The sequence below is a fragment of the Streptomyces sp. NPDC091972 genome, assembly GCF_044756385.1.
GTDB lineage: Bacteria > Actinomycetota > Actinomycetes > Streptomycetales > Streptomycetaceae > Streptomyces.
In genome coordinates, this window is the sequence record NZ_JBIVSV010000005.1 from 212,650 (window position 1) to 237,093 (window position 24,444).

The 24,444-nt window shown below is 74.4% G+C and carries 11 protein-coding genes; all 11 read left to right on the plus strand.

Annotation, left to right across the window (positions count from 1 at the left end):
• Window positions 1-29: 29 nt before the first annotated feature.
• The 11 genes from sbnA to ACIQJT_RS16820 all read left to right on the plus strand — a co-directional run bounded on the left by sbnA (window position 30) and on the right by ACIQJT_RS16820 (window position 24,412).
• Complete coding sequence (gene sbnA / locus ACIQJT_RS16770; protein WP_365453042.1) at window positions 30-1,013, plus strand: 2,3-diaminopropionate biosynthesis protein SbnA; 984 nt, start codon at window positions 30-32, stop codon at window positions 1,011-1,013.
• 6 nt (window positions 1,014-1,019) lie between these two features.
• Entirely contained in the window at window positions 1,020-2,387 is a 1,368-nt protein-coding gene (locus tag ACIQJT_RS16775; protein ID WP_365453045.1) for a condensation domain-containing protein, read from the plus strand.
• Window positions 2,384-3,160 (plus strand): FkbM family methyltransferase, encoded by a 777-nt coding sequence (locus tag ACIQJT_RS16780; protein ID WP_365453048.1) that lies wholly within the window; start codon window positions 2,384-2,386, stop codon window positions 3,158-3,160. The genes ACIQJT_RS16775 and ACIQJT_RS16780 overlap by 4 nt, the downstream gene beginning before the upstream one ends.
• A 65-nt stretch (window positions 3,161-3,225) precedes the next feature.
• Window positions 3,226-4,224, plus strand: a complete 999-nt coding sequence (gene sbnB / locus ACIQJT_RS16785) for a 2,3-diaminopropionate biosynthesis protein SbnB (RefSeq protein WP_365453051.1) — start codon at window positions 3,226-3,228, stop codon at window positions 4,222-4,224.
• A gap of 62 nt (window positions 4,225-4,286) precedes the next feature.
• On the plus strand, window positions 4,287-4,508 hold the full coding sequence (locus ACIQJT_RS16790; protein WP_365453054.1) for an MbtH family NRPS accessory protein: 222 nt from the start codon (window positions 4,287-4,289) through the stop codon (window positions 4,506-4,508).
• A gap of 40 nt (window positions 4,509-4,548) precedes the next feature.
• On the plus strand, window positions 4,549-9,732 hold the full coding sequence (locus ACIQJT_RS16795; protein ID WP_402644070.1) for an amino acid adenylation domain-containing protein: 5,184 nt from the start codon (window positions 4,549-4,551) through the stop codon (window positions 9,730-9,732).
• Complete coding sequence (locus ACIQJT_RS16800; RefSeq protein ID WP_402644072.1) at window positions 9,729-20,483, plus strand: amino acid adenylation domain-containing protein; 10,755 nt, start codon at window positions 9,729-9,731, stop codon at window positions 20,481-20,483. Before ACIQJT_RS16795 ends, ACIQJT_RS16800 begins: the two co-directional genes overlap by 4 nt.
• Before the next feature lie 40 nt (window positions 20,484-20,523).
• Window positions 20,524-21,441, plus strand: a complete 918-nt coding sequence (locus ACIQJT_RS16805; protein ID WP_365453063.1) for an ornithine carbamoyltransferase — start codon at window positions 20,524-20,526, stop codon at window positions 21,439-21,441.
• Complete coding sequence (locus ACIQJT_RS16810) at window positions 21,438-22,712, plus strand: MFS transporter (protein ID WP_365453066.1); 1,275 nt, start codon at window positions 21,438-21,440, stop codon at window positions 22,710-22,712. Before ACIQJT_RS16805 ends, ACIQJT_RS16810 begins: the two co-directional genes overlap by 4 nt.
• Complete coding sequence (locus ACIQJT_RS16815; RefSeq protein ID WP_365453069.1) at window positions 22,681-23,454, plus strand: alpha/beta fold hydrolase; 774 nt, start codon at window positions 22,681-22,683, stop codon at window positions 23,452-23,454. The genes ACIQJT_RS16810 and ACIQJT_RS16815 overlap by 32 nt, the downstream gene beginning before the upstream one ends.
• A gap of 4 nt (window positions 23,455-23,458) precedes the next feature.
• On the plus strand, window positions 23,459-24,412 hold the full coding sequence (locus ACIQJT_RS16820) for a TauD/TfdA family dioxygenase (RefSeq protein ID WP_365453072.1): 954 nt from the start codon (window positions 23,459-23,461) through the stop codon (window positions 24,410-24,412).
• The last annotated feature ends 32 nt before the right edge of the window (window positions 24,413-24,444 follow it).

A 24,444-nucleotide genomic window follows, 5' to 3' on the forward strand; every position in this document is an offset into this window, starting at 1 on the left:
CTTCGGGCGCTCACGCCCTGGAGGGGCCCGTGCCTGAGAAGACCTATCCCGGAATCCTGTCCACCGTAGGCAACACCCCGCTCGTCGAACTGGCGCGACTCATACCGGAGTTCGGCTCCCGCGTGTTCGGGAAGGTCGAGCGGTTCAACCCCGGCGGCAGCATCAAGGACCGCTCCGCCCTCGGCATGCTGCTCGCGGCGATCCGGGCCGGCGAGGTGGAACCCGGCCGGTCCGTGATCGTCGAGTCCAGCTCCGGCAACCTGGCCGTCGGGCTCGCACAGATCTGCCGCTACTTCGGACTGCGCTTCATCTGCGTGGTCGACGGCAAGACCACCGAGCAGAACCTCGCCATCCTGCGGGCCTTCCGCGCCGAGGTCGAGGTGGTCACCGAACGCGACGAGCTGACCGGGGAGTACCTGCCGGTCCGGCTGCGCCGGGTGCGGGAGCTGGTGGCCCGGATCCCCGGCGCCTACTGGCCCAACCAGTACGCCAGCCCGCTCAACCCCAAGGCCCACGAGACCACCATGCGGGAGATCGCGGACAGCCTCGACGGCAAGGTCGACTACCTGTTCTGCCCGGTCAGCACCTTCGGGACGCTGCGGGGCTGCCGGGACCACATCCGTGAGCGGGGCCTTCCCACCAAGGTGGTCGCCGTGGACGCGCTGGGCAGCGCGATCTTCGGCCTGGAGTCCACCCAGCGGCTCATCCCCGGACACGGCGCCTCCGTGGTGCCGCCGCTCGCCGACCCGGCCTACGCCGACGAGGTGGTGCACATCTCCGACCTGGAGTGCGTGGTGGCCTGCCGCCGGCTCATCGCCCGGGAGGCGGTCCTCGCGGGCGGCTCGTCCGGGGCCGCGGTGGCCGCGCTGTGGAAGATCCGGCACCGCGTCCCGGAGGGCTCGAACTGCGTCCTGATGTTCCCCGACGGGGGCGACCGCTACCTCGACACCATCTACTCGGACACGTGGGTGCGCGAGAACTTCGGCGACGTCTCCCACCTCTGGAAGGACTGACCGGCCATGACCGCGCGTCCCCTCTCCGCCGGGCAGGAAGCCCTGTGGCTCGCCCACCAGCTCGACCCGGACAGTCCCGCCTACAACGTCGTCCTCGCCGTACGGCTGCGCGGCGCCCTGCGCGCCGACGTCCTCCAGGAGGCGCTGACCGCGCTCGTGGCCCGCCACGAACTGCTGCGCTCCCGCTTCCCCGGCACCGACGACGGGCCCGTGCGTCGCCTCGGAGCGGCGGAGTCCGTCCGCCTCGACGTCCGCGAGACACCGGACGCCGACGACGCCGGCCTCTTCCGGCTCGCCACGCAGGCCGGGGAGGAGCCGTTCCGGCTCACCGCCCAGGGCGCCTTCCGCGCGGTCCTGCTGCGCCGGAGCCCCGAGGACGCGGTCCTCGTCACGGCCACCCACCACATCGTCAGCGACGCCACGTCCCAGTGGCTCCTGCTGCGCGACCTGTTCACGGAGTACGGCACCCGCACCGGCCGGCCCGCCGGACCGGGGACGGCTCCCGGGACCGCCCCCGCACCTGCGGGTGGCTGGGACGAACAGGTGCGCGCCGAGCGGGACTTCGTGGCGTCGCCGCGCGGCGCGCGGGCGGCCGCGCACTGGCGCACGGTGTGCACGGGGCTCCGGGCCGCCGTGCTGCCCACCGACCGGCCGCGTCCGTCGCACCGCACGCTCCGCGGGGCCACCCACGAGACCGTCTGGCAGCCGGACGTCTCGCGGCGGCTGCGGGAGGCCGCCGCCGGGCACGGGCTGACCCCGTTCGCCTGGCTGCTCGGCACCTTCCAGGCCGCCCTGCACCGCTCCGGCTGCGGTGACGGCTTCCTCGTCGGCTGCCCGGCCACCACGCGCCTCACCCCGGCCACCCGGCAGGCCGTCGGCTACTACGTCAACGCCCTGCCGACCGCCGCCCGCTTCACCCCCGCGACGACCCTGCTGGAGACGATCGCGTCCGCGCAGGACCAGCTCCGCCGGGGCCTCGCCCACGCCCGCTACCCCGTCGAACTGCTGGGGGGCGGGCCGCTGTTCCGCATCTCCTGCACCCTCGTCGCCGCCGACCGGCTGCCCGTCGAGGGCCTGTACGAGGGCCCGGTGCGCCTCGGCGGGCTGCGCGCCGACCTGGTCGACGTGCCGCAGCAGGAGGGCCAGCTCGACCTGACCGTGGAGATCCTCCAGGACTCCCGGGGCTTCAAGGCGGTCCTGCGCTACCGCAGGGACCTCTTCGACGCCGCCACCGTCGAACGGTTCGCCGAGACCTGGCGGTGCCTGCTGGACGCCTCCCTGGACGACCCGGACACCGCCGTGTCCGACGTCGGTCTCGTCGCCCACGACGACGACCTGGCGTTCCTGCTGGCGCTCGGATCGGGGGCGGCATGAGCGAGAGCCTGCGCAGGCAACTGCCCGACGGACCCGCCGTGTGGTGCACCAACGGCCCCGCCGCCGTGGCGATGTGGCGCGAGATGCTGCCGCCCGGCGCCTACCACCGGGCGGCCGGACGGCTGCGGCCCGGTGACACCGTTGTCGACATCGGCGCCAACATCGGCCTGATGTCGGTGTACTGCTCCCGGGTGCGGCCCGGCGTCCGCGTCCTGGCCGCCGAACCCGTACCCGCCCTGCACGCCTGTCTGGAGCGCAACCTCGCCGAGCACGCGGCCGACGGCTGGCGGACCGAGTGCGCGGCCGTCTCCGACCGCCCCGGCCTGCTGCGCTTCACCTACTACCCCGAGGCGCCCGGCAACTCGGGACTGCACGCCGACCCGGACGCCGACGACGAGATCACTCTGACCTTCCTGCGCAACAGCGGGGTCGACCCCGAGGACGCGGCCGAACTGGTCGAGGGGCTGCACGAGGGCGTCGAGCTGACCGTGCCCGCCGTCACCGTCTCCGAGCTGCTGCGCCGGCACGGCGTCGAGCGGGTCGACCTGCTCAAGGTGGACGTGGAGCGCGCCGAGCTGGAGGTGCTGCGCGGCGTCGAGGAGGAGCACTGGCCCCTCGTCGGCGCGGTGGTCGCCGAGGTGCACGACGAGGACGGCCGGCTGGCCGCCGTACGCGAGCTGCTGACCGCGCAAGGGTTCACCGTCGACGTGCGGCAGGACCCGCTGCTCGCGGACACCGTGCTGTACGACGTCGAGGCCCTGCGGGCCGTATAGGGCGCATATAGCGGCCGAACCCACCATCGCTGCATCACCGAAAGGCTCCGCAGAGAGGGAACCCCATGCTGATCCTCCGACGCACCGACGTGACGGACGTCCTGTCCGGCCGGGAGACGGAGATCATCGACCTCGTCGCCGACACCTACCGGCTGCACGACGAGGGCCGCACGTCCCTGCCGCACTCGACGTTCCTGCGCTTCCCCGAGGAGCACCACGCCCGCGACCGGATCATCGGACTCCCCGCCTACCGGGGCGGGGAGCGTCCGGCCGCCGGGATGAAGTGGATCGCCTCCTTCCCCGGCAACGTGGCCGCCGGCACCGAGCGGGCCAGTGCCGCGATCCTCCTCAACTCCCTCGACCACGGGCGTCCGGTGGCCCTCGTCGAGGGCGCGGTGGTCTCCGCCAAACGGACCGCGGCGAGCGCCGCCCTGGCCGCCGCCGAGCTCACCGCCGGGCACCCGCCCGCCTCCGTGCTGCTGGTCGGCTGCGGGGTGATCAACCTGGAGATCCTGCGCTTCCTCACGGCCGCCCTGCCCCAGCTCACCGAGGCCGCCCTGTACGACACCGACCCGGCGCGCGCCGAGGAGTTCGCCGCCCGCTGCCAGGAGGCCGCGCCCGCCGTGAAGGCACACGCGGTCACCGACCTCGCCGCGGCCCTCGGCGAGCACCGGCTGGTCTCGCTGGCCACCACGGCCGCGACCCCGCACCTGGACCTCACCGCCTGCGGCCCCGACACCACCGTCCTGCACGTCTCCCTGCGCGACCTGACCGCCGAGACGATCCTCGGCGCGGTCAACGTCGTCGACGACACCGACCACGTGTGCCGCGAGCGCACCTCCCTCGACCTCGCCCAGCAGATCACGGGCGACCGGGACTTCGTGGCCGCCGAGATCGGGGCGCTGCTGCGGGGCCGCGTGCAGCTCGCCCGCACACCCGAACGGCCCGTCGTCTACTCGCCGTTCGGCCTCGGCGTGCTGGACATCGCGCTCGCCGAGTACGTGCGCGAGGAGGCCGAACGGCGTGGCCTCGGCGTCCGCGTCGAGGACTTCCTGCCGGCCTGAGCGCCGCCGCCCGCCCGTTTTCCGCACCGAAACCCACCGTCCGTATGCCCGAAGGAGCAGTCATGACCGCCGAGCAGCACACCGAAGGCCCCCGTCAGCGCGTGGTGTTCAACGACGAGGAGCAGTACTCGCTGTGGCCCGTCGCCCGCGAGCTGCCCGCCGGCTGGCAGGCCGAGGGCACCGAGGGCTCCCGCGAGGAGTGCCTGGCCCGGATCGCCGAGGTGTGGACCGACATGCGTCCGCTGAGCCTGCGCCGCCGCATGCACGAGTCCTCCGCGGCCTGAGTCGCGCCGCCCTCCACCCAGGTCTGTGACAGGAGTTGCCGTGAACGCCGAACTGCTTCCGGAACGCTTCGCCGAGCAGGCGTTCCGTACGCCCCACGCCGTCGCCGTCGTCGACGGCGAGCGGGCGGTGACGTACGACGAGCTGGACCGCGCGTCCGCTCGCATGGCCCGCCTCCTCGCGGACCTGGGCGCCGGGCCCGAGACGCTCGTCGGGGTGAGCCTGCCCCGCGGCGCCGGCCTGGTGGTCGCGCTGCTGGGCGTGTGGCGGGCGGGCGCCGGCTATGTGCCGCTCGACCCGGCCCAGCCCACGGCCCGGCTGGCCTCGCTGATCCGTGAGTCGGGGGCGGGGCTGGTGCTCGCCGGACCGGAGCTGGAGGAGACGGTGGCCGGGGCGGGCGCCCGCCGCGTCGACCCCGACGCGGCCTCCGAACTCCCCGATGCGAAGGGGGCGTCGCCCGCCGCCGACCCGGACGGTGTCGCGTACGCCATCTTCACCTCCGGCTCGACCGGCAAGCCCAAGGCCGTCGCCGTCACCCACGCCGGCATCGCCAACCGGGTCGGCTGGACGGTCGAGCGGCACGCGCTGGGCGCGGGGGACCGCGTCCTCCAGAAGACCACCGTCGGCTTCGACGCGGCCGGCTGGGAGATCTTCGCTCCGCTGGTCGGCGGCGGCACCGTGGTGCTCGCCCCGGCCGGCGCCGAGCGCGACCCGGCCGGGCTGCTGCGGGCCGTGGCCGAGCACGGCATCACGGTCCTCCAGGTCGTGCCCTCGGTGCTGCGGCTGCTGGTGGAGGAGGGCGACTGGAGCGGCTGCGGCTCGCTCCGGCTGCTGTTCTCGGCGGGCGAGGCCCTGCACGCCGAACTCGTCGCACGGGTACGGGAGCTGGCGGGCCCGGAGCTGGAGGTGTGGAACACCTACGGCCCCACCGAGTGCTCCATCGACGTCACCGCCTTCGCGGCCGACCCCGCCGTCACGAGCGGGCCCGTCCCGATCGGGCGCCCCCTGCCCGGCCTGAAGGTGCTCGTCCTCGACCCGTCGGGCGCCCCCGTGCCGGTCGGCGTCCCCGGTGAGCTGTACGTCGGCGGCGTCGGCGTGGCCCGCGGGTACGCGGGCCGGCCCGAGCTGACCGCCGAGCGCTTCGTGCCCGACCCGTACGAGTCCGGGGCCCGGCTCTACCGCACCGGGGACCAGGTCCGCTGGCGGGCCGACCGCACGCTGGAGTACCTCGGCCGCCTGGACCACCAGGTCAAGGTGAACGGCGTCCGCATCGAACCCGGTGAGATCGAGGCCGCCCTCGCCGCCCACCCCTCGGTCACCGGTGCCGTGGTGGTGCCGTACGAGGGGGAGGACGGCGGCAAGCGGCTCGCGGCGCACCTCACCACCGACGGTCCTGCCCCCGGCTCCGCCGAGCTGCGGGTCTTCCTCGCCGAGCGGCTGCCCGAGAGCCATGTGCCGTCCTTCTTCCACGTCCTGGACGCCTTCCCGCTGCTGCCGAGCGGCAAGGCGGACCGTGCCGCGCTGCCCACGCCGGCCGAGCTCACCGCCGTCGCGCGGGCCGGTTCCGTCGCCCCGCGCGACGCGGCGGAGGAGCTGGTCGCCGGGGTCTGGGCGGAACTGCTGGGCCGCGAACAGGTGGGCGCGCTCGACGACTTCTTCGCCCTCGGCGGCACCTCGCTGCAACTGACCCGGCTCGCCGCCCGGCTGCGCGCGGCCTCCGGCGAGAAGATCTCGCTGCGCGGCCTGTTCGGCGCGACGACGGTGGAGGCACAGGCGCGACTGCTGGGCGCGCCGGGCGCGGGCGGACCGAGTACCGGTGCCGTGGCGGCTGCCGGCGGAACCGCCGCGACGGGCGGCGCCTCGGCCGCCGCCGCTGACGGGGCGTTTGCCGCCGCCGCCGGGCCGGACGGGCCGTCCGGCGACGACGAGCCTCCCGTCCTCCCCGTCGCCCGCACCGGCGCCCTCCCCCTCTCCTCCGGCCAGCGCCGCCTGTGGTTCCTGGACCGGATGCACCCCGGCAGCCCCGAATGGGTCGCGCCGCTCTTCCTGCGGCTGCCCGCCGCGCTCGACCCGGCCGACGTGGCCGCCGCCCTGGACGCGCTGGCCGCCCGGCACGAGCCGCTGCGCACCCGCTATCTCGCCGAGGGCGGTGAGGTGCGGCAGGTGATCGACGCCCCCGGAGCCCCCACAGCCGCCGGGGTCGAGCTGCGGGTCGAGGACGCCGGCCGGGACGAGGTGTCCGGGCTGTTCGCCGGGCAGTTCGCCCAGGGCTTCGACCTGGCCGAGGGGCCGCTGTGGCGTGCCCTGCTGGTGCGGCTGCCCGGCGAGGACCACCTGTTGCTGCTGACCCTGCACCACATCACCTGCGACGGCTGGTCGACCGTCGTCCTGGAGCGGGAGCTGCGCGAGCTGTGCGCGGCCCGTGCCGAGGGGCGCGCGCCCGAACTGCCCGCCCTGGAGCTCCAGTACGCCGACTACGGCACCTGGCAGCACGCCCGGCTCACCGAGGAGTTCGTCGAGGGGGAGCTCGCGCACTGGCGCACCGCCCTCGACGGCGTCGAACCGGTGGAGCTGCCCGCCGACCGGCCCCGCCCCGCGGTCCGTGACCCGCGCGGTGCCGTCGTACCGCTCAGGGTTCCGGAGCGGACCGCGGCCGCCCTGACCGAGCTGGGCCGCGGGCACGGGGCCACACCGTTCATGACGCTGCTGACCGCGTACGCCACCCTCGTGGCCCGCTGGAGCGGCCGCTGGGACGTGCCCGTCGGCACCCCGGTGGCGGGCCGCACCCGGCCCGAGACCGAGCACATGGTCGGCTTCTTCCTCAACTCCCTGGTCGTGCGCTGCGGTCTGACCCCGGACCTGGGCTTCGCCGAGGCCCTGGTCCGGGTCAGGGACGCGGCCCGAGCCGCCTTCGTCCACCAGGAACTGCCCTTCGAGCGGCTGGTCGACGAGCTCCAGCCGGAGCGCGACCTGTCCCGCACCCCGCTCTACCAGGTCGCCTTCGACCTGCACAGCGAGGGCGTGACCAGTGTCGTCACCCAGGACGCCGACCTGGCCGCGTTCACCGAGGCCTGGCAGGTCGCCAAGACCGATCTGTCGCTGTTCATGCGGCAGACCCCCGAGGGCGCCCTGGACGGCGTCCTGGAGTACGCCACCTCACTGTTCGACCGGAGCACCGCCGAACGCATGGCGGGCCACTTCCTCACCCTCCTCGACCAGGTCGCCGCGCGCCCGGACACCCCCCTCGGCGCCCTCGACCTGCTCGGCGAGCAGGAGCGCCGGCAGCTCCTCGACGGCTGGAACGACACCGCCTGGCAGCCCGACGAGCGCACCGTCCTCGAACACTTCGAGGAGCAGGCCCGCAGCCGGCCCGACCGCACCGCCCTCGCCTTCGGCGAACGGACCGTCTCCTACGGCGAGCTGGACACCGCCGCCAACCGTCTCGCCCAGCAACTGCGCACCCTGTGCGTGGGCGCCGAGCGGCGGGTCGCCGTCCTGCTGGACCGCGGCCCCGAACTGGTCACCGCGCTGCTCGCGGTGTGGAAGGCGGGCGGCGCCTACGTGCCGGTCGACCCGTCCTACCCGGCGGGGCGCGTCACCGCGATGTGCCGGGCGGCCGGGGTGCGCACGGCGGTCACCTCGTCGGCGTACGAGCAGCGCTTCACCGGCGCGGACGGCCCGCGCCTGCTGCGGCTCGACACCGACGCCGCCGAGATCGCCGTACGGCCCGCGACCGCGCCCGCGCGGGACCGGGACCCGGACCGGCTCGCCTACGTGATCTTCACCTCCGGCTCGACCGGTGTCCCCAAGGGCGTCGAGGTCACCCAGCGGGGCCTGGCCAACCATGTGGCGTGGGCCGCGCGGGACCTCGCCGGCCGGGACTACGGCGGTGCCGCGCTGTTCTCCTCGGTCGCCTTCGACCTGGTCGTCCCCAACCTGTGGGCGCCCCTGGTCACCGGCCAGCGGCTGTTCCTGCTGCCGCAGGACACCGACATGTCGGAGCTCGGCAAGCGGCTGTCGGAGGCGGCGCCCTTCAGCTTCCTGAAGCTGACCCCGGGCCATCTCGACATCCTCGCCCACCAGTTGTCACCGGCCCAGGCGGGCTCGCTGACCCCGCTCACGGTGGTGGCGGGCGAGCCGTTCACCCGGGCGGCGCTGGAGCGCTGGCGGGAGCTCGCCCCCGACATGCTGCTCCTCAACGAGTACGGCCCGACCGAGGCCTCCGTCGGCACGTCGGTCTTCCCGGTGCCGCAGGACGAGGCCGAACCGGTCCCCGACGTCCTGCCCATCGGCCGCCCGCTGCCCGGCATGACCATGTACGTCCTCGACCCGGCCCTGGAGCCGGTCCCGGTCGGTGTCGCGGGCGAGCTGTACGTCGGCGGCACGGGCGTGGCCCGCGGGTACGCCGGCCGGCCCGAGCTGACGGCCGAGCGGTTCGTGCCCGACCCCTACGGCGCCGCGGGCGCCCGGCTGTACCGCACCGGGGACCTGGTGCGGCGGCTGCCGGACGGGAACGTGGCCTTCCTGGGCCGGCTCGACGACCAGGTCAAGATCCGCGGCTACCGCGTCGAACCCGGCGAGATCCGGGCCGTCGTGGAGGAGCACCCGCAGATCCGGGAGGCCGTGGTCGTCGTCCACCGTCCCGAGGCCGGCGAACCCGCCCTGGCCTGCTACGCCGTACCGGCCGCGCCCGGCGCCGAACTGCCCGACTTCGCCGCGCACCTCGCGGCCCGGCTGCCGGAGTACATGATCCCGGCGACCTTCACCGCGCTCGACGCGATCCCGGTCAACGCCAACGGCAAGGTCGACCGGCGGGCCCTGCCCGAACCGGGCCGCCGCGAGGACGGCCCCGCGCACGTGGCGCCGGACGGGCCCGTGGAGGAGCGGATCGCCGAGGTCTGGACCGAACTGCTCGGCGTACAGGCCTCCGCGCACGACAACTTCTTCCACATCGGGGGCAACTCGATCCTCGCGATCCGGCTCATCTCCCGCATCCAGCAGGAGTTCGGCATCGACTTCGCCGTCCGCACGGTCTTCGAGGGCCCCACCATCGCCCAGCTCGCCGCGACGGTCACGGAACGGGTCATGGCCGAGGTGGCGGCGCTGACCGACAGCGAACTGCTGTCCGAGGCCGCCGCGACCGCAGGGCCCCCCGCGACCGGCGGCGCATCGCAGACCACCGTCCGCCCCCACACCGCATCGCACACCGAGGAGCAGCAGGCATGAGCACCGGGGAAATGGAGAGGCCCGTCGTGACGGGCGGCGGCGACGGTGGTTCCGGTACCGAGGCCGACGCACTGCGCGCGGAGTTGCTGAGGCGCCGTCTCGCGGGCCGCGGTGCCGCCGCCCCGCGCCGCGCGGGGATACCCCGCGCCGACCGCACCGCCCCGCTGCCGCTGTCGTACGGACAGCAGCAGATGTGGTTCCTCAGCCGGCTGGAGCCGGACAGCCCGGAGTACCTGGTGCCGCTGGTGCTGCGGCTGCGCGGCGCCCTGGACACCGAGGCGCTGGAGCGGGCCTGGCAGGGAGTCGTCGACCGGCACGAGATCCTGCGCACCCGCTACGCATTGGCCGGCGACGAGCCCGTACAGGTCGTCGACGCGCCGCGGCCGCTGCCCCTCGCGCACTCCACGGCCGCCGACGACGCCGGGGTACGGGCCCTCGTCGAGGCCGACCTGGCCCGCACCTTCGACCTGGCCCGCGACTGGCCGGTGCGCGGCCGCCTCGTCCGCATCGGCGCCGACGAGCACGTCCTCGCGGTCGTCTTCCACCACATCGCCTGCGACGCCTGGTCCGCCCAGGTCTTCGGCCAGGAACTGAGCGAGCTGTACACGGGCGCCGTCCCGGCCCCGCTCGCCGTGCAGTACGCCGACTACGCGGCCTGGCAGCGCACGACGATGACCGAGGAGGTCGTCGCCCGGCACCTCGGCCACTGGAAGGACGCGCTGGCCGACCTGGCACCGCTGGAGCTGCCCACCGACCGGCCCCGCCCGCCGGTCCGCGACGGCGCCGGGGACGCGGTCCCCTTCGAGGTGCCCGACCGGCTCGCAGCCCGGCTGCGGCAGTTGGCCGCCGACCGGGACAGCACCCTGTTCATGCTGTTCCTGGCCGCCTGGCAGACCCTGCTGTCCCGGCACACCGGCCGCACCGACATCGCGGTGGGCACCGTGGTCTCCGGCCGCGGCCGTCCCGAGCTCCAGCAGCTCATCGGCTACGGCATCAACAGCCTGGTGATGCGCGGCGACCTCGCCGGCGACCCGTCCTTCACCGGCCTGCTGGCCCGCACCCGCGCCACGGTCCTGGACGCCTACGACCACCAGGACGTGGCCTTCGCCCAGGTCGTCGAGGCCCTCGCACCCGAACGCGACCTGTCCCGCACGCCCCTGTTCCAGGTCGCCTTCACCCTGCACGGCGACCGGGGCGCCGCCTTCGACCTGCCCGGCGTCGACGCGGAGCCCTTCGCCGGCTCCGGCCGGGTCGCCAAGTTCGACCTCGACCTCCAGGTCCGCGAGGGCGCCGACGGCTCGCTCGGCGGCCACCTGGAGTACGCCACCGCCCTGTTCGACCGCACGACGGTCGAGCGCCTCGCCGGCCACCTGGTCCGGCTGCTGCACGCGGTCGCCGACGCCCCCGAGGCCCCGCTGTCCGCCCTGGAGATCCTGGACGAGCAGGAGCGGGCCGTCCTGCTCGGCCCGCCCCGCGAGCAGGCCCCGGTGACCCGGCGCGTGCACGAGCTGTTCGCCGAGCAGGCCGCCCGCACCCCGCACCGCACCGCCCTGTCCTTCGAGGGCACCCACCTCACCTACGCCGAGCTGGACGCCCGCGCCAACCGGGTCGCGCACGCCCTGATCGCCAAGGGCGTCGGCCCGGAGACCCTGGTCGGCCTGAGCCTGGAGCGGGGCATCGAGCTGATCCCCGCCCTCCTCGGCATCCTCAAGTCCGGTGCCGGCTACCTCCCGCTGGACCCGGCCAACCCGGCCGACCGCATCGCCTACATCGTCGAGGACGCCCAGGCCCCGGTGGTCGTCACCGTCTCCGACCACGCCCACCTGTTCGACGTGGACCTGCTGCTCCTGGACCGGGACCCGCTCGACGAGCAGCCCGGCACCGACCCCGGCGTCCCGGGCAGCCCCGAGAACCTGATCTACACGATCTACACCTCCGGCTCCACCGGCCGCCCCAAGGGCGTCGCCCTCACCCACGCCAACGTCGCCCGCCTCCTGGCGCGCGGCCACGAGCACTACGCCTTCGCCGAGACCGACGTGTGGCCGCTGTTCCACAGCTACGCCTTCGACGTCTCGGTGTGGGAGATGTGGGGCGCGCTGCTGTTCGGCGGCCGCCTGGTCGTCGTACCGCAGGCCGTGACGCGGTCGCCGGAGGAGTTCCTGGACCTGCTGGTCCGGGAGAAGGTCACCATACTCAACCAGACGCCGACCGCGTTCCGTTCGCTGGTGGACACCGACGCCGAGCTGTCGCTGCGCGCGGTCGTCTTCGCGGGCGAGAAGCTGGAGGTCTCCGAACTGCGGCCGTTCGCCGAGCGGTTCGGCCTGGACCGGGTGGCCCTGGTCAACATGTACGGGATCACCGAGACCACCGTCCACACCACCTACCACCGCATCACCGAGGCCGACCTCGACCCGCGGGCCGGCAACCCCGTCGGCCACCCGCTCGCCGACCTCCGCGTCTACCTGCTGGACGCGCACGCCCGCCCGGTCCCGGTCGGCGTGCCCGGCGAGATGTACGTGGCCGGGCCCGGTGTGGCCCGCGGCTACCTCAACCGGCCGCGCCTGACCGCCGAACGGTTCGTCCCCGACCCGTACGGCCCGCCCGGCTCCCGGCTCTACAGAAGCGGCGACCTGGCGCGCCGGCTGCCCGACGGCAGCCTGGAGTTCCTGGGCCGCATGGACGACCAGGTCAAGATCCGCGGCTTCCGCATCGAGCTCGGCGAGATCGAGACCGCGCTGGCCGCCCACCCGGACGTCCGGGACGCGGTCGTCCTGGTGCGCGAGGACACCCCGGGCGACAAGCGCCTGGTCGCGTGGGTGACCCCGGCCGCGGACACCGCGCCCGAGCCCGGCACGCTCCGCGCCCAGCTGGCCGCCCGGCTGCCCGAGTACATGGTCCCGGCCGCCTTCGTCACCCTGGACGCGCTGCCGCTGACCACCAACGGCAAGCTCGACAAGCGGGCCCTGCCCGCCCCCGGCCAGGACGCCCTCGGCGGCGCCGCCTTCGTCGCCCCGCGCACGGTCGCCGAGGAGCGCGTCGCCGAGGTCTGGGCGGACGTGCTGGGCCTTGAGCGGGTCGGCGTCGAGGACGGGTTCTTCGAGCTGGGCGGCCACTCCATCCGCGCGGTCACCCTGGTCGGACGGCTGCGCGCGATCGGCTACGACCTCGCCGTGCGGGACGTCTTCGAGCACCGCACGGTCGCCCGGATCGCCGAACTGGTCACCGGGCGCCCGGCCCCCGCCGACGCCGACCGCACCGTCGAGCCGTACGCCCTGATCGGCGACGGGGACCGGGCGAAGCTCCCGGCCGACGGCCTGGTGGACGCCTACCCGCTGTCCCAGGTGCAGCTCGGCATGGTCGTCGAGATGCTCACCGACGACGGCAAGCACCCGTACCACAACGTCACCTCCTTCCGGATCCGTGACGAGCGCCCCTTCTCCCTGGACGCGCTGCGCGCGGCCGCCGCGCGGGTCGTCGCCCGGCACGAGGCCCTGCGCACCTCCTTCGACCTCACCACCTACTCGGTTCCCCTCCAACTGGTCCACGCCGACGCCGAGATGCCGGTCGGCGCCCGCGACCTCTCCCACCTCGGCCAGGACGAACTCCTCGCCTCGCTGCGGGAGTTCACCGAGCAGGAGCGGGCCCGCCTGTTCGACCTGGCGACCCCGCCGCTGCTGCGGCTGTACGCGCACACCGCCGGCGACGGCAGTTGGTGGATCACCAACACCGAGTGCCACGCGATCCTCGACGGCTGGAGCCACCACTCACTGCTCATGGAGGTGCTCCAGGAGTACGACCGGCTGGTGGACGGCGCCGACGCCGTGGAGCCGGAGCGCCCGGCCGTGCGGTTCGCCGACTTCGTCGCCGCCGAACTGGAGGTCCTCGACGCCGAGGACTCCCGCGCCTACTGGCAGTCCGTCGTCGACGGGTACGCCCGGCTCACCGTGCCCGCCCCCTGGCGCGGAGCCCCGGACGACTCCGGCGCCCCCTACCGCGTCCCGGTCCCCTTCCACGACCTGGAGGACCGCCTGCGTGCCCTGGCCGCCACGGCGGGCGCCTCCCTCAAGAGCGTGCTGCACGCGGCCCACCTCAAGACGCTGAGCATGCTCACCGAGGAGGACCGCTTCTTCTCCGGGCTGGTCTGCAACGCCCGGCCCGAGGTCCTCGGCGCCGACCGCGTCTACGGCATGCACCTCAACACGCTGCCCTTCGCCCACGACCGCACGGCGTCCGGCACCTGGCGCGAGCTGGTGGCCTCCGTGTTCGCCCGCGAGGTCGAGCTGTGGCCGCACCGCACCTACCCGATGCCGGTCATCCAGCGGGAACTCGCCGACGGCGAACGGCTGATCGACATGCGGTTCAGCTACCACGACTTCGACCAGGTCGACCGCGCCCAGGTCGACTACCTGGCCAGCATCGACGACAGCCCCACCGAGTTCCCGCTCGGCGTCTCCGCCCGCGTCGGCCACCTCGTCCTGACCGCCTCCCCGCGCGCCCTGAGCCGCACCGGCACGGACCGCCTGGCGCAGATGCTGCGCCAGGTCCTCGAGGCCATGGCCGCCGACCCGGACGGCGACGCCCGCGCCACCTTCCTGCCGGAGGGCGAGCGCGAGCGCCAGGTCGTCGAGTGGAACGACACCGCCCGCGAGCCCGAGACCGCCTCCGTCCTCCAACTCTTCGAGGCACAGGCGGCCCGCACTCCGCACGCGGCGGCGGTACGGCACGCCGGCGGCTCCCTGTCGTACGGCGAACTCGACGCCCGCGCCAACCAGTTGGCGCACCACCTGCGCGAGCGGGGCGTCACACCGGAGTCCCGTGTCCTGGTCCAGCTGGACCGCGGCCCCGACCTGCTGACCGCGCTGCTCGCGGTGTGGAAGGCGGGCGGCGCCTACGTGCCGGTCGACCCGTCCTACCCGGCCGCCCGGGTGGCCGCGATGCGCGAGGCGTCCGCCGCGGTGGCCACGCTCACCGGACTCCCGGACCTCACGGGACGGCCCGACGAGGCCCCGGCCCGCCGCGACGACCTGGACACCCTGGCGTACGTCATCTTCACCTCCGGTTCGACCGGCGTCCCCAAGGGCGTCGAGGTCACCCACCGGGGCCTGGTCAACCACGTCGCCTGGGCGGCCCGCGAACTCGCCCCGCACGGCACCGGCGGCGCCCCGCTGTTCTCCTCGGTCGCCTTCGACCTGGTCGTCCCCAACCTGTGGGCCCCGCTGGTCACCGGCCAGGCGGTGCACACCGTCGGCCAGGACGTCGACATGGCCGACCTGGGCGAACACCTCGCCGCCGCAGGCCCGTTCAGCTTCGTCAAGCTGACCCCGGGACACCTGGACGTGCTGGCCCAGCAGCTCACCGCCGACCAGGCGGCCGCCCTGGCCCCGGTGCTGGTGGTGGCGGGCGAGGCCTTCACCCGCGCCACCCTGGAACGCTGGCGCGCCCTCGCTCCGGAGACCCGCCTGATCAACGAGTACGGCCCCACCGAGGCGTCCGTCGGATCGACCGTCTTCCCGGTCCCGGACGACTGCGCCCCCGACGTCCTGCCGATCGGGCGCCCGCTGCCGAACATGCGGGTCCACGTGCTGGACTCGACGATGCGGCCGGTGCCGGTCGGGGTGGCCGGGGAGCTGTACGTCGGCGGTACCGGGGTGGCGCGCGGTTACGCGGGCCGGCCGGACCTGACGGCGGAGCGTTTCCTGCCGGACCCCTTCGGTCCCGGCCGCCTGTACCGGACCGGCGACCTGGTCCGCCGACTGACCGACGGCGACGTCGAGTTCCTCGGCCGCATCGACGACCAGGTCAAGATCCGCGGCTACCGGATCGAACTCGGCGAGATCCAGGCCGTCCTCACCGAGCACCCCGCCGTCCGCGAGGCGTTCGTGACGACGTACGACGGCGAGCTCGCCGCCTACTACGCCCCCGCCGACGCCGCCCCCGACGCCGTACGGGCACACCTGGGCGACCGGCTGCCCGAGTACATGGTCCCGGCCGCCCTGCTCCCCCTTCAGGCGCTGCCGCTGAACGCCAACGGCAAGGTGGACCGGCGCGCCCTGCCCGCCCCCGACACCGCCGAGGCCGCCGACGACGGGTACACCGCCCCGCGCACGGTGACCGAGGAGCGCATCGCCGAGGTGTGGGCGCAGGTGCTCGGCCTGGAGCGGGTCGGTGTCGAGGACGGATTCTTCGAGATCGGCGGACACTCCATCCGGGCCGTGGCCCTGGTCGGGGCCCTGCGCTCGGCCGGGTTCGACATCGGGGTCCGGGACGTCTTCGAGCACCGCACGGTCGCCGAGCTCGCCGAGTTCCTCACCGGGCGCCCCGCGCGCACCGAAGTGGACGTGCCCGTCGAGCGGTTCGCGCTGATCGGCGACGGGGACCGGGCCGCACTGCCGGCCGACGCGGTGGACGCCTACCCGCTGACGCAGGTGCAGCTCGGCATGGTGCTGGAGATGCTCGCCGACGACCGGCACGCCTACCACAACGTGTCGTCGTTCCGGATCAGCGAGTCCGTGCCGTTCTCCGCGGACGCCCTGCGCGCCGCGGCCGTCACGGTCGCCGCCCGGCACGAGATGCTGCGCACCTCCTTCCACCTCGACGGCTGCTCCCAGCCGCTCCAGGTGGTGCACGCGGACGCGGAGATCCCGGTCGCCGTCCGCGACCTGCGGGGCCTGGACCAGGCCGCGCTCGACACCGCCGTCCGGACCTTCCTCGCCGCCGAGCGCGCCGACCTCTTCGACCTGGAGCACGCCCCGCTGCTGCGCATGACCGCGCACGTCGAGGACGACGGCTGGCGGCTCGGACTGACCGTCTGCCACGCCATCACCGAGGGCTGGAGCCACCGCGCGCTGCTGATGGAACTGCTGGACGAGTACCGGCGCGTGCGTGACGGCGGCGAACGGGTCACCGTGACGGCACCGCAGGTGCGGTACGCGGACTTCGTCGCCGCCGAACTGCGGTCACTGCAATCGGAGACCGACCGCGACCACTGGCAGGGCGTCACCGAAGGACACGCCCGCTTCTCCCTCCCCTCCGCCTGGGCCGGCGACCGCACCGCCGAGCGCGAGCGCTACCGGGTCGCGGTCGCCCTCAAGCCCTTCGACGCCGGGCTGCGCGCCCTGGCCGCCCGGGCCCGTGTCTCGATCAAGAGCGTGCTGCTCGCCGCCCACCTCAAGACGCTGAGCCTGCTCACCGAGGAGGACCGCTTCCACTCCGGGCTGGTCTTCAGCGCCCGCCCCGAGGCACCGGGCGCCGACCGGGTCTACGGCATGTACCTCAACACCCTGCCGTTCGCCTTCGACGCCGACCGCGACCGCACCTGGGAGGAACTCGTCCGCGAGGTCTTCGCCCACGAGGCCGGCATGTGGGAGCACCGCCGCTACCCGATGCCGGCGATCCAGCACGACGCCGGCCTGGAACGCCTGCTCGACGTCCGCTTCAGCTACCAGGACTTCGACCACGTCGACACCGACCGCGTCGACCTGGACGCCAGCTCGGGCGAGGGCGCCACCGAGTTCGACCTGGCGGTCTCCGCGGTCTCCGGGTACCTCCTGATGACCACCCACACCCACGCCCTGTCCCGGGCGAACGCCGATCGCCTGACCGCGCTGTACACGGCCGTCCTCGACGCGATGACCAAGGACCCGTCCGGAGACGCCCGCGCGGTCCCGCTGCCGGACGACGAGCTCCACCGGCAGCTCGTCGAGTGGAACGACACCGCCCACGAGGCCGGCACCGCGGACGTGCTCCGGCTCTTCGAGGCACAGGCCGCCCGGGTCCCGGACGCGCCCGCCGTCACCCTGGGCGACCTGACCCTGTCGTACGCCGAACTCGACGCCCGCGCCAACCGGTTGGCGCACGCCCTGCGGGCCCGGGGCGTCGACACCGAGGCCCGGGTGGCGGTCCAGCTCGACCGGGGACCGGACCTGATCGCCGCGCTGCTCGCGGTGTGGAAGGCGGGCGGCGCCTATGTGCCGGTCGACCCCTCCTACCCGGCCGAGCGGGTCGCCGCGATCGTGCGGACCGCGGGCGCCAGGGTGGCGGTGACCTCCGAGGAGTACGCGGACCGGTTCGCCGGCACGGAGGTGCTGTTCGCGGCGACGGCCGGTGCGGGGATGCCCGACGAGACCCCCGCCCGCCGGGACGACCTCGACGCGCTGGCGTACGTCATCTTCACCTCCGGTTCGACCGGTGTCCCCAAGGGCGTCGAGGTGCCGCACCGGGGCCTGGTCAACCACGTGGCCTGGGCGGCCCGGGAACTGGCCGCCCGGGGGACCGGCGGCGCGCCGATGTTCTCCTCGGTCGCCTTCGACCTGATCGTCCCCAACCTGTGGGGCCCCCTGGTCACCGGCCAGCGGGTCTTCACGGTCGCGCAGGACACCGCTCCGGCCGACCTGGGCCGCGCCCTGCTCGCCGGAGCCCCCTACAGCTTCGTCAAGCTGACCCCGGGCCACCTCGACCTGCTCGCCGAACAGCTCACCACCGAGCAGGCGGACGAGCTGGCCGCGGTGACGGTCGTCGCGGGCGAGGCCCTGCCGGGCACCACCGCGGACCGTTCGCTGGACATCCTCGGACCGGGCCGCCTGATCAACGAGTACGGCCCCACGGAGGCCTCCGTCGGCTCCACGGTCTTCCCGGTCACCGGACCGGTCGGCCGCGAGGTCGTCCCGATCGGGCGCCCGCTGCCGAACATGCGGGTGTACGTGCTGGACTCGGCGATGCGGCCGGTGCCGGTCGGGGTGGCCGGGGAGCTGTACGTCGGCGGTACCGGGGTGGCCCGGGGCTACGCGGGCCGGCCGGACCTGACGGCGGAGCGTTTCCTGCCGGACCCCTTCGGTCCCGGCCGCCTGTACCGGACCGGCGACCTGGTCCGCCGACTGACCGACGGCGACGTCGAGTTCCTCGGCCGCATCGACGACCAGGTCAAGATCCGCGGCTACCGCGTCGAGCTCGGCGAGATCCAGTCGGTGCTGACCGGACACCCGGCGGTGCGCGAGGCGTACGTCTCCGTGCACGAGCCGGTGCCGGGGGACCGGCGCCTGGTGGCGTACTGGACCGGCACCGGGGCCTCACCCGAGGACCTCGCCGCGCACTGCGCGCTGCGGCTGCCCGACTACATGGTCCCCGCGGCCTTCATCGCCCTGGACGCCCTGCCGCTGAACGCCAACGGCAAGGTCGACCGGCGCGCCCTGCCCGCCCCCGACCGGGGCGACCTGCGCACGGGCACCGACCACGTGCCGCCGAGCACCCCGACCGAGAAGGCCCTCGCGGCCATCTGGAGCGAGGTCCTCGGCGTCGAGCAGATCGGCGTCCACGACCGCTTCTTCGACCTCGGCGGGCACTCCCTGCTGATGATCAAGGTGCTGGCCGCGGCCCGCGCGGCGGGGCTCGCCGTCTCGATCTACCGGATGTACCAGCACGACACGTTGTTCGAGCTGGCGGCCGCGGTGGACGAGGACATGCAGGACGCGGCACCGCAGACGCCGGCGGTCTCGGAGGCTCCGGTGACCGCCGAGACCCCGGAGGCCGAGGCCCCCGCCACCGTCGAGGTGCCCGCCGAACTGCTGTCCCGGCTGCTCGCCCAGGCCGGCGGCGAGGCGGCCGCCGAGGTCGCCGCACTGCTCCCGCCACGGGCTTCCGCGATCGAGGGCATCGACGCCGTCATGGCCGACCACCACGTCCCCGGTGCCGCCCTCGCCGTCATCCGCGACGGCAAGGTCGTGGCCGTGGAAGGGCACGGGGTCCTCGCCGCGGGCACGGAGGTGCCCGTGTCCACGCGGACCCTCTTCCAGGTCGGCTCGATCAGCAAGCACGTGACCGCGCTGGGCGTGCTGCGCCTGGTGGACGACGGGATCCTCGACCTCGACACGGACATCTCGGCGTACCTCACCGGCTGGCAGCTCGCCGACGACCCGCAGGCCCGGGGGCCGGTCACGGTACGGCACCTGCTCGGGCACCGCGCCGGGCTCGCCCGGCACCGCAGCGTCGGCTTCCGGCCCGGCGAGGAGCTGCCCACGCTCCTCGACCTGCTGGAGGGCAGGCCGCCGGTCAGCACGCCGAGGGTGCGGCGCGAACTGCCGCCGGGAGAGGTGTTCCGCAAGAGCAGCACGCACTACTGGGTGCTCCAGCAGGTCCTGGAGGACGTCACCGGCGAGGCCTTCGAACCGCTGATGCGGCGCCTGGTCCTGGACCCGCTCGGCCTCGCCGACACCAGCTTCGACCAGGACCACCCGCACACCGCGGGCCTGCCCGTGGCCCTCGGCCACGACGCCCACGGCACCCCCCTCAAGGACGGCTGGCGCCGCCGGGCCCACCTCGCGGCGGCGGGCCTGTGGACGACGGCGGCCGACGCCGCCCGGTTCACCCTGGCCGTGCGCGACGCGCTGCTCGGCGCACCGGGCGCGCTCGTCCCGCAGGCCCTGGCCAGGGAGCTGCTGGCGGGCGAGACCGGCACCTTCTACGGGCTGGGCACGATCGTCGACGACAGCGGCGACGACCTGGAGTTCGGCCACGGGGGCGAGCCCACCGGCTACTGGAACATGGCGATCAGCCGCCTGCACGCCGGGACCGGCTTCGTCGCGCTGACCAACGCCGACTCGGGCAAGGCCGTCGTCAAGCACCTCACCGCAGAACTGGGCCGTCAGGACGGCACGTTCGGGCAGGGGCGGCTGGCCGGCGACTGGCGCTCCGTGGGCGACGCGGACGGGCTGCCGGCCGTCCTCGCCCCGGTCGTCACCGACGAGGAGCGGGCATGACCCGCGGCCCCTCTCCCACCGCTCCCCTCAGGAGGAACTCGTGACACGGCATCTGATCTCGATCGACGACCTCACCGACACCGACCTGCACGCCCTCGTGGAACGCGGTGCCGCCTTCTCGGCCGGCACCGCGGGCCGCCCCGCCCCGCTCGCCGGGGACGTGGTGGGCGTCTACTTCAGCAAGACGTCCACCCGCACCCGTACCGCCTTCTCCAGCGGCGCGCTGCGGCTCGGCGCCCAAATCGTCACCTACGGCCCCGGCGACCTCCAGCTCAACACCGGGGAGACCAGCGAGGACACCGGACGGGTCATGTCCCGGATGCTCGACGTACTGGTCGCCCGCACCGCGGGCGACCCCGCCGAGATGCGGGCCTGGGCCGCCCAGGAGCGGATGGCCGTCGTCAACGCCATGTCCGCCGACGAGCACCCCACCCAGGCGCTCACCGATCTGACCACGCTGCGCCGGCAGTTCGGCCGCATCGAGGGACTGCGGCTGCTCTACGTCGGGGAGGGCAACAACACCGCGTCGGCGCTGGCGCTCGCGCTGACCCGCTTCCCGGGCGCCGAGCTGGAGCTGCGCACCCCGGCGGGGTACGGCCTGGCACAGCGGTTCCGCGAGCGTGCCGCCGCGCAGGCCGCACGGTACGGCTCGGTGTTCCGTGAGCGGCACGACATGGCGGACCTGCCGGCCGACGTCGACGTGGTGTACACCACCCGCTGGCAGACCACCGGCACCAGCAAGCCCGACCCGGACTGGCGGACGCTGTTCGCGCCGTTCCAGGTGACGTCGGCGCTGTGGGAGAGCAGCCCGAAGGCCGTGTTCATGCACGACCTGCCCGCGCACCGCGGCGACGAGGTCACCGCCGAGGTCCTGGACGGGCCCGCGAGCATCGCCTTCGACCAGGCCGAGAACAAGATGCACAGCGCGATGGCGGTCCTGGAGTGGTGCAGGACATGACCCTGACCGAGGCCGCCGGTGCGGTGGCGGCCGACCCGCCGCTGCGCCGCAACCGCGACTTCCTGCTGCTGTGGTCGGGGGCGAGCCTGTCGTTCCTGGCCACCCGGGTCACCTCGGTGGCGTACCCGCTGATCGTGCTGTGGCACACCGGGTCGCCGCTGGCCATGTCGGTGGTGTCCACGGCCGCGCTGCTGCCGCTGCTGCTGGTGCAGCTGCCGGCCGGGGCGGTCGTGGACCGGTGGGACCGGCGGCGGGTGATGCTGGGCTGCGAGGCGGGCCGGATCGTGGCGGTGGGCAGCGTGGCCCTGTCCCTCGCGGCGGGCCGGCTGTCGGTGGCGCACCTGGCGGCCGTGGCCTTCACGGAGGCGTCCCTCGCCGTGTTCTACCGGCTCGCCGAGCGCGGTGCCGTGCGCAACCTGGTCCCGGCCTCCCAACTGCCCGCCGCCCTCGCCCAGAACGAGGCCCGGGGCCGGGCGGCGGGCCTGCTGGGTCAGCCCGGCGGGGTGCTGCTCCAGTCGGCGGGGCGCGCGCTGCCCTTCGCCTTCGGGGCGGTGGGCTACCTGGTCTCGGCGGTGAGCCTGCTGCTGATCCGCAAGCCGTTCCAGGAGCAGCGGCCCGCAGGCACCCAGCGTTCCTCCCGGCTCGCCGGTGAGGTCGCCGAAGGGCTGCGGTGGCTGTGGCGGCAGCGGTTCCTGCGGTCCGCCCTCGGCTACGTCGCCGCCACCAACGTGCTGTTCCAGATGCTCGCGCTCGCCCTGGTCCTGCGGATCAAGGAGGCCGGGCTGCCCTCCCAGACCCTCGCCGTCGTCGTCGGCATCGGCGGGGTCGGCGGACTGTGCGGGGCGCTGGCGGGAGGCCGGATCCAGCGCCGGATCCCGCGGCAGCGCACGCTGCTCATCGCCGGCGCGCTGTCCTGGGCCCTGCTCATCGGGGCGATGGGGCTCACCGGCAGCCCGGTGGTCCTGGGCGCCCTGTACGCGGGGACCGGTTTCGTCGGCGCGGTCTTCAACGTGGCCGCCGCCGTCTACCAGGTCCGCACCACGCCGGACGCCCTCCAGGGCCGGGTGGCCGCCGCCGCGGGACTGATCGGCTCCGGCACCAACGCCGTCGGCTCCCTCGCCGGCGGCCTGCTCCTCGCCGCGTGGGGTGCCCTGCCCACCGTACGCACGATCGCCGGCGCGATGGCCGCACTGGCCGTACTCGCCGCACTGGCACCGGACCTGAAGGGAGAGCTGACGGATGACGCGACCGACAAGGACCGCGACCACTGAGCGCGAGGACCCCTGGCTGCGCCGCCACCCCCCGAGGCGCGCCGCCCGCCTCCGCCTCGTCTGCTTCCCCCACGCCGGCGGCAACGCCCAGCTCTTCCACACCTGGCCCGCCCGCCTCCCCGACGACGTCGAGCTGGTCGCCGTCCGCTACCCCGGCCGGCAGGAACGGCTGGCCGAGCCCTGCGCCGAGGACATGACCACCCTCGTCGACGCCGTCACCGCGGCCCTGCTGCCCCTCCTGGACCGGCCCCTCGCCCTGTTCGGGCACAGCATGGGGTCCTCCGTCGCCTACGAGACCGCGCTGCGGCTGGAGGAGCGGCACGGGGTCGTGCCCCGGCACCTGTTCGTGTCCGCGCGCTCCGCCCCGCACCGCGCCCGCCCCACCGGGCTGCACCTGCGCGGCGGCGACGAACTCGTCGCCGGCGTACGGAGGCTGGGCTCGTTCGGCTCCGAGGTCTACGACATCCCGGAGCTGCGCGAACTGCTGCTGCCGGCCCTGCGCGCCGACTACCGCCTCATCGAGAACTACCGTCCCGCGTCCCCGCCCCGCCGCACCCGGGCCCCGATCACCGCGCACCTCGGCACCGAGGACCCGGGCTGCGACCCCGACGACGTACTGGCCTGGGCCGAACTGACCCGCACGGCCGGCTTCGCCCTGCGCACCTACCCGGGCGACCACTTCTACCTCGCCCAGCGGGAGGACGAACTGGTCGCCGACCTCACCAAGGACCTGGAGGCATGACCCCATGACGACCCGCGACACGACCCGCGAGACCATCTGGACACCGCTGGACCTCGAGTCCGAGGGCGTCGGCGGCGCCGACGAACTCCTCGCCCGGCTCCGGGAGATGGGCCCGGACGAGCTCGCCCGGCTGCTCACCCAGGAGAAGGGCCTGGTCTTCCGCGGCTTCGGGGTCACCCCCGACCGCCTGGACGAGGTCCTCGACCTGCTGCTGCCCAACCGCCTCGCCTACGTGCACGGCAACTCCCCGCGCACCAAGGTCGGCAGCAACGTCTACACCTCCACGGAGTACCCGCAGGAGTTCACCATCTCGATGCACAACGAGATGAGCTACGCCCACGCCTGGCCGGCCCGGCTGGCCTTCTACTGCCAGATCCAGCCGGGCAGCGGCGGCGCCACCCCGGTCGTCGACGCCGAGCTGTGGCTGGACTCCCTGGACGAGGAGGTCCGCGCGGCCTTCGCCGGCGGGGTGCGGTACGTGCAGAACCTGCACGACGGCTACGGCCTCGGCAAGAGCTGGCAGGACACCTTCGAGACCACCAGCCGCGAGGAGGTCGAGGCCTTCCTCGACCCGACCGGCGCCGAGTGGCAGTGGAAGGCCGACGGCGGCATCCGGGTCACCTCGGTCCGGCCGGCCACCACCCGGCACCCGGTCACCGGTACCGAGACCTGGTTCAACCAGGCCGACCAGTGGCACCCGGCCGGACTCGGCGACGACACCGCCGCCGCGCTCGCGCAGATCCTGCCCGAGGACGACCTGCCGCAGAACGTCACCTTCGCCGACGGCAGCCCCATCCCCGCCGAGTACGTCGTGCAGATCCGCGACCGCGGCCTGGAGCACGCCGTGGACGTCGACTGGCGCACCGGCGACCTGCTGCTGATCGACAACATCCTGCTCGCCCACGGCCGCCGCCCCTTCACCGGCGACCGCCGGGTCCTCGTGGCGATGTCGGACTGATCCCGGCCGCCGACGCTCGACCCACCGACGAA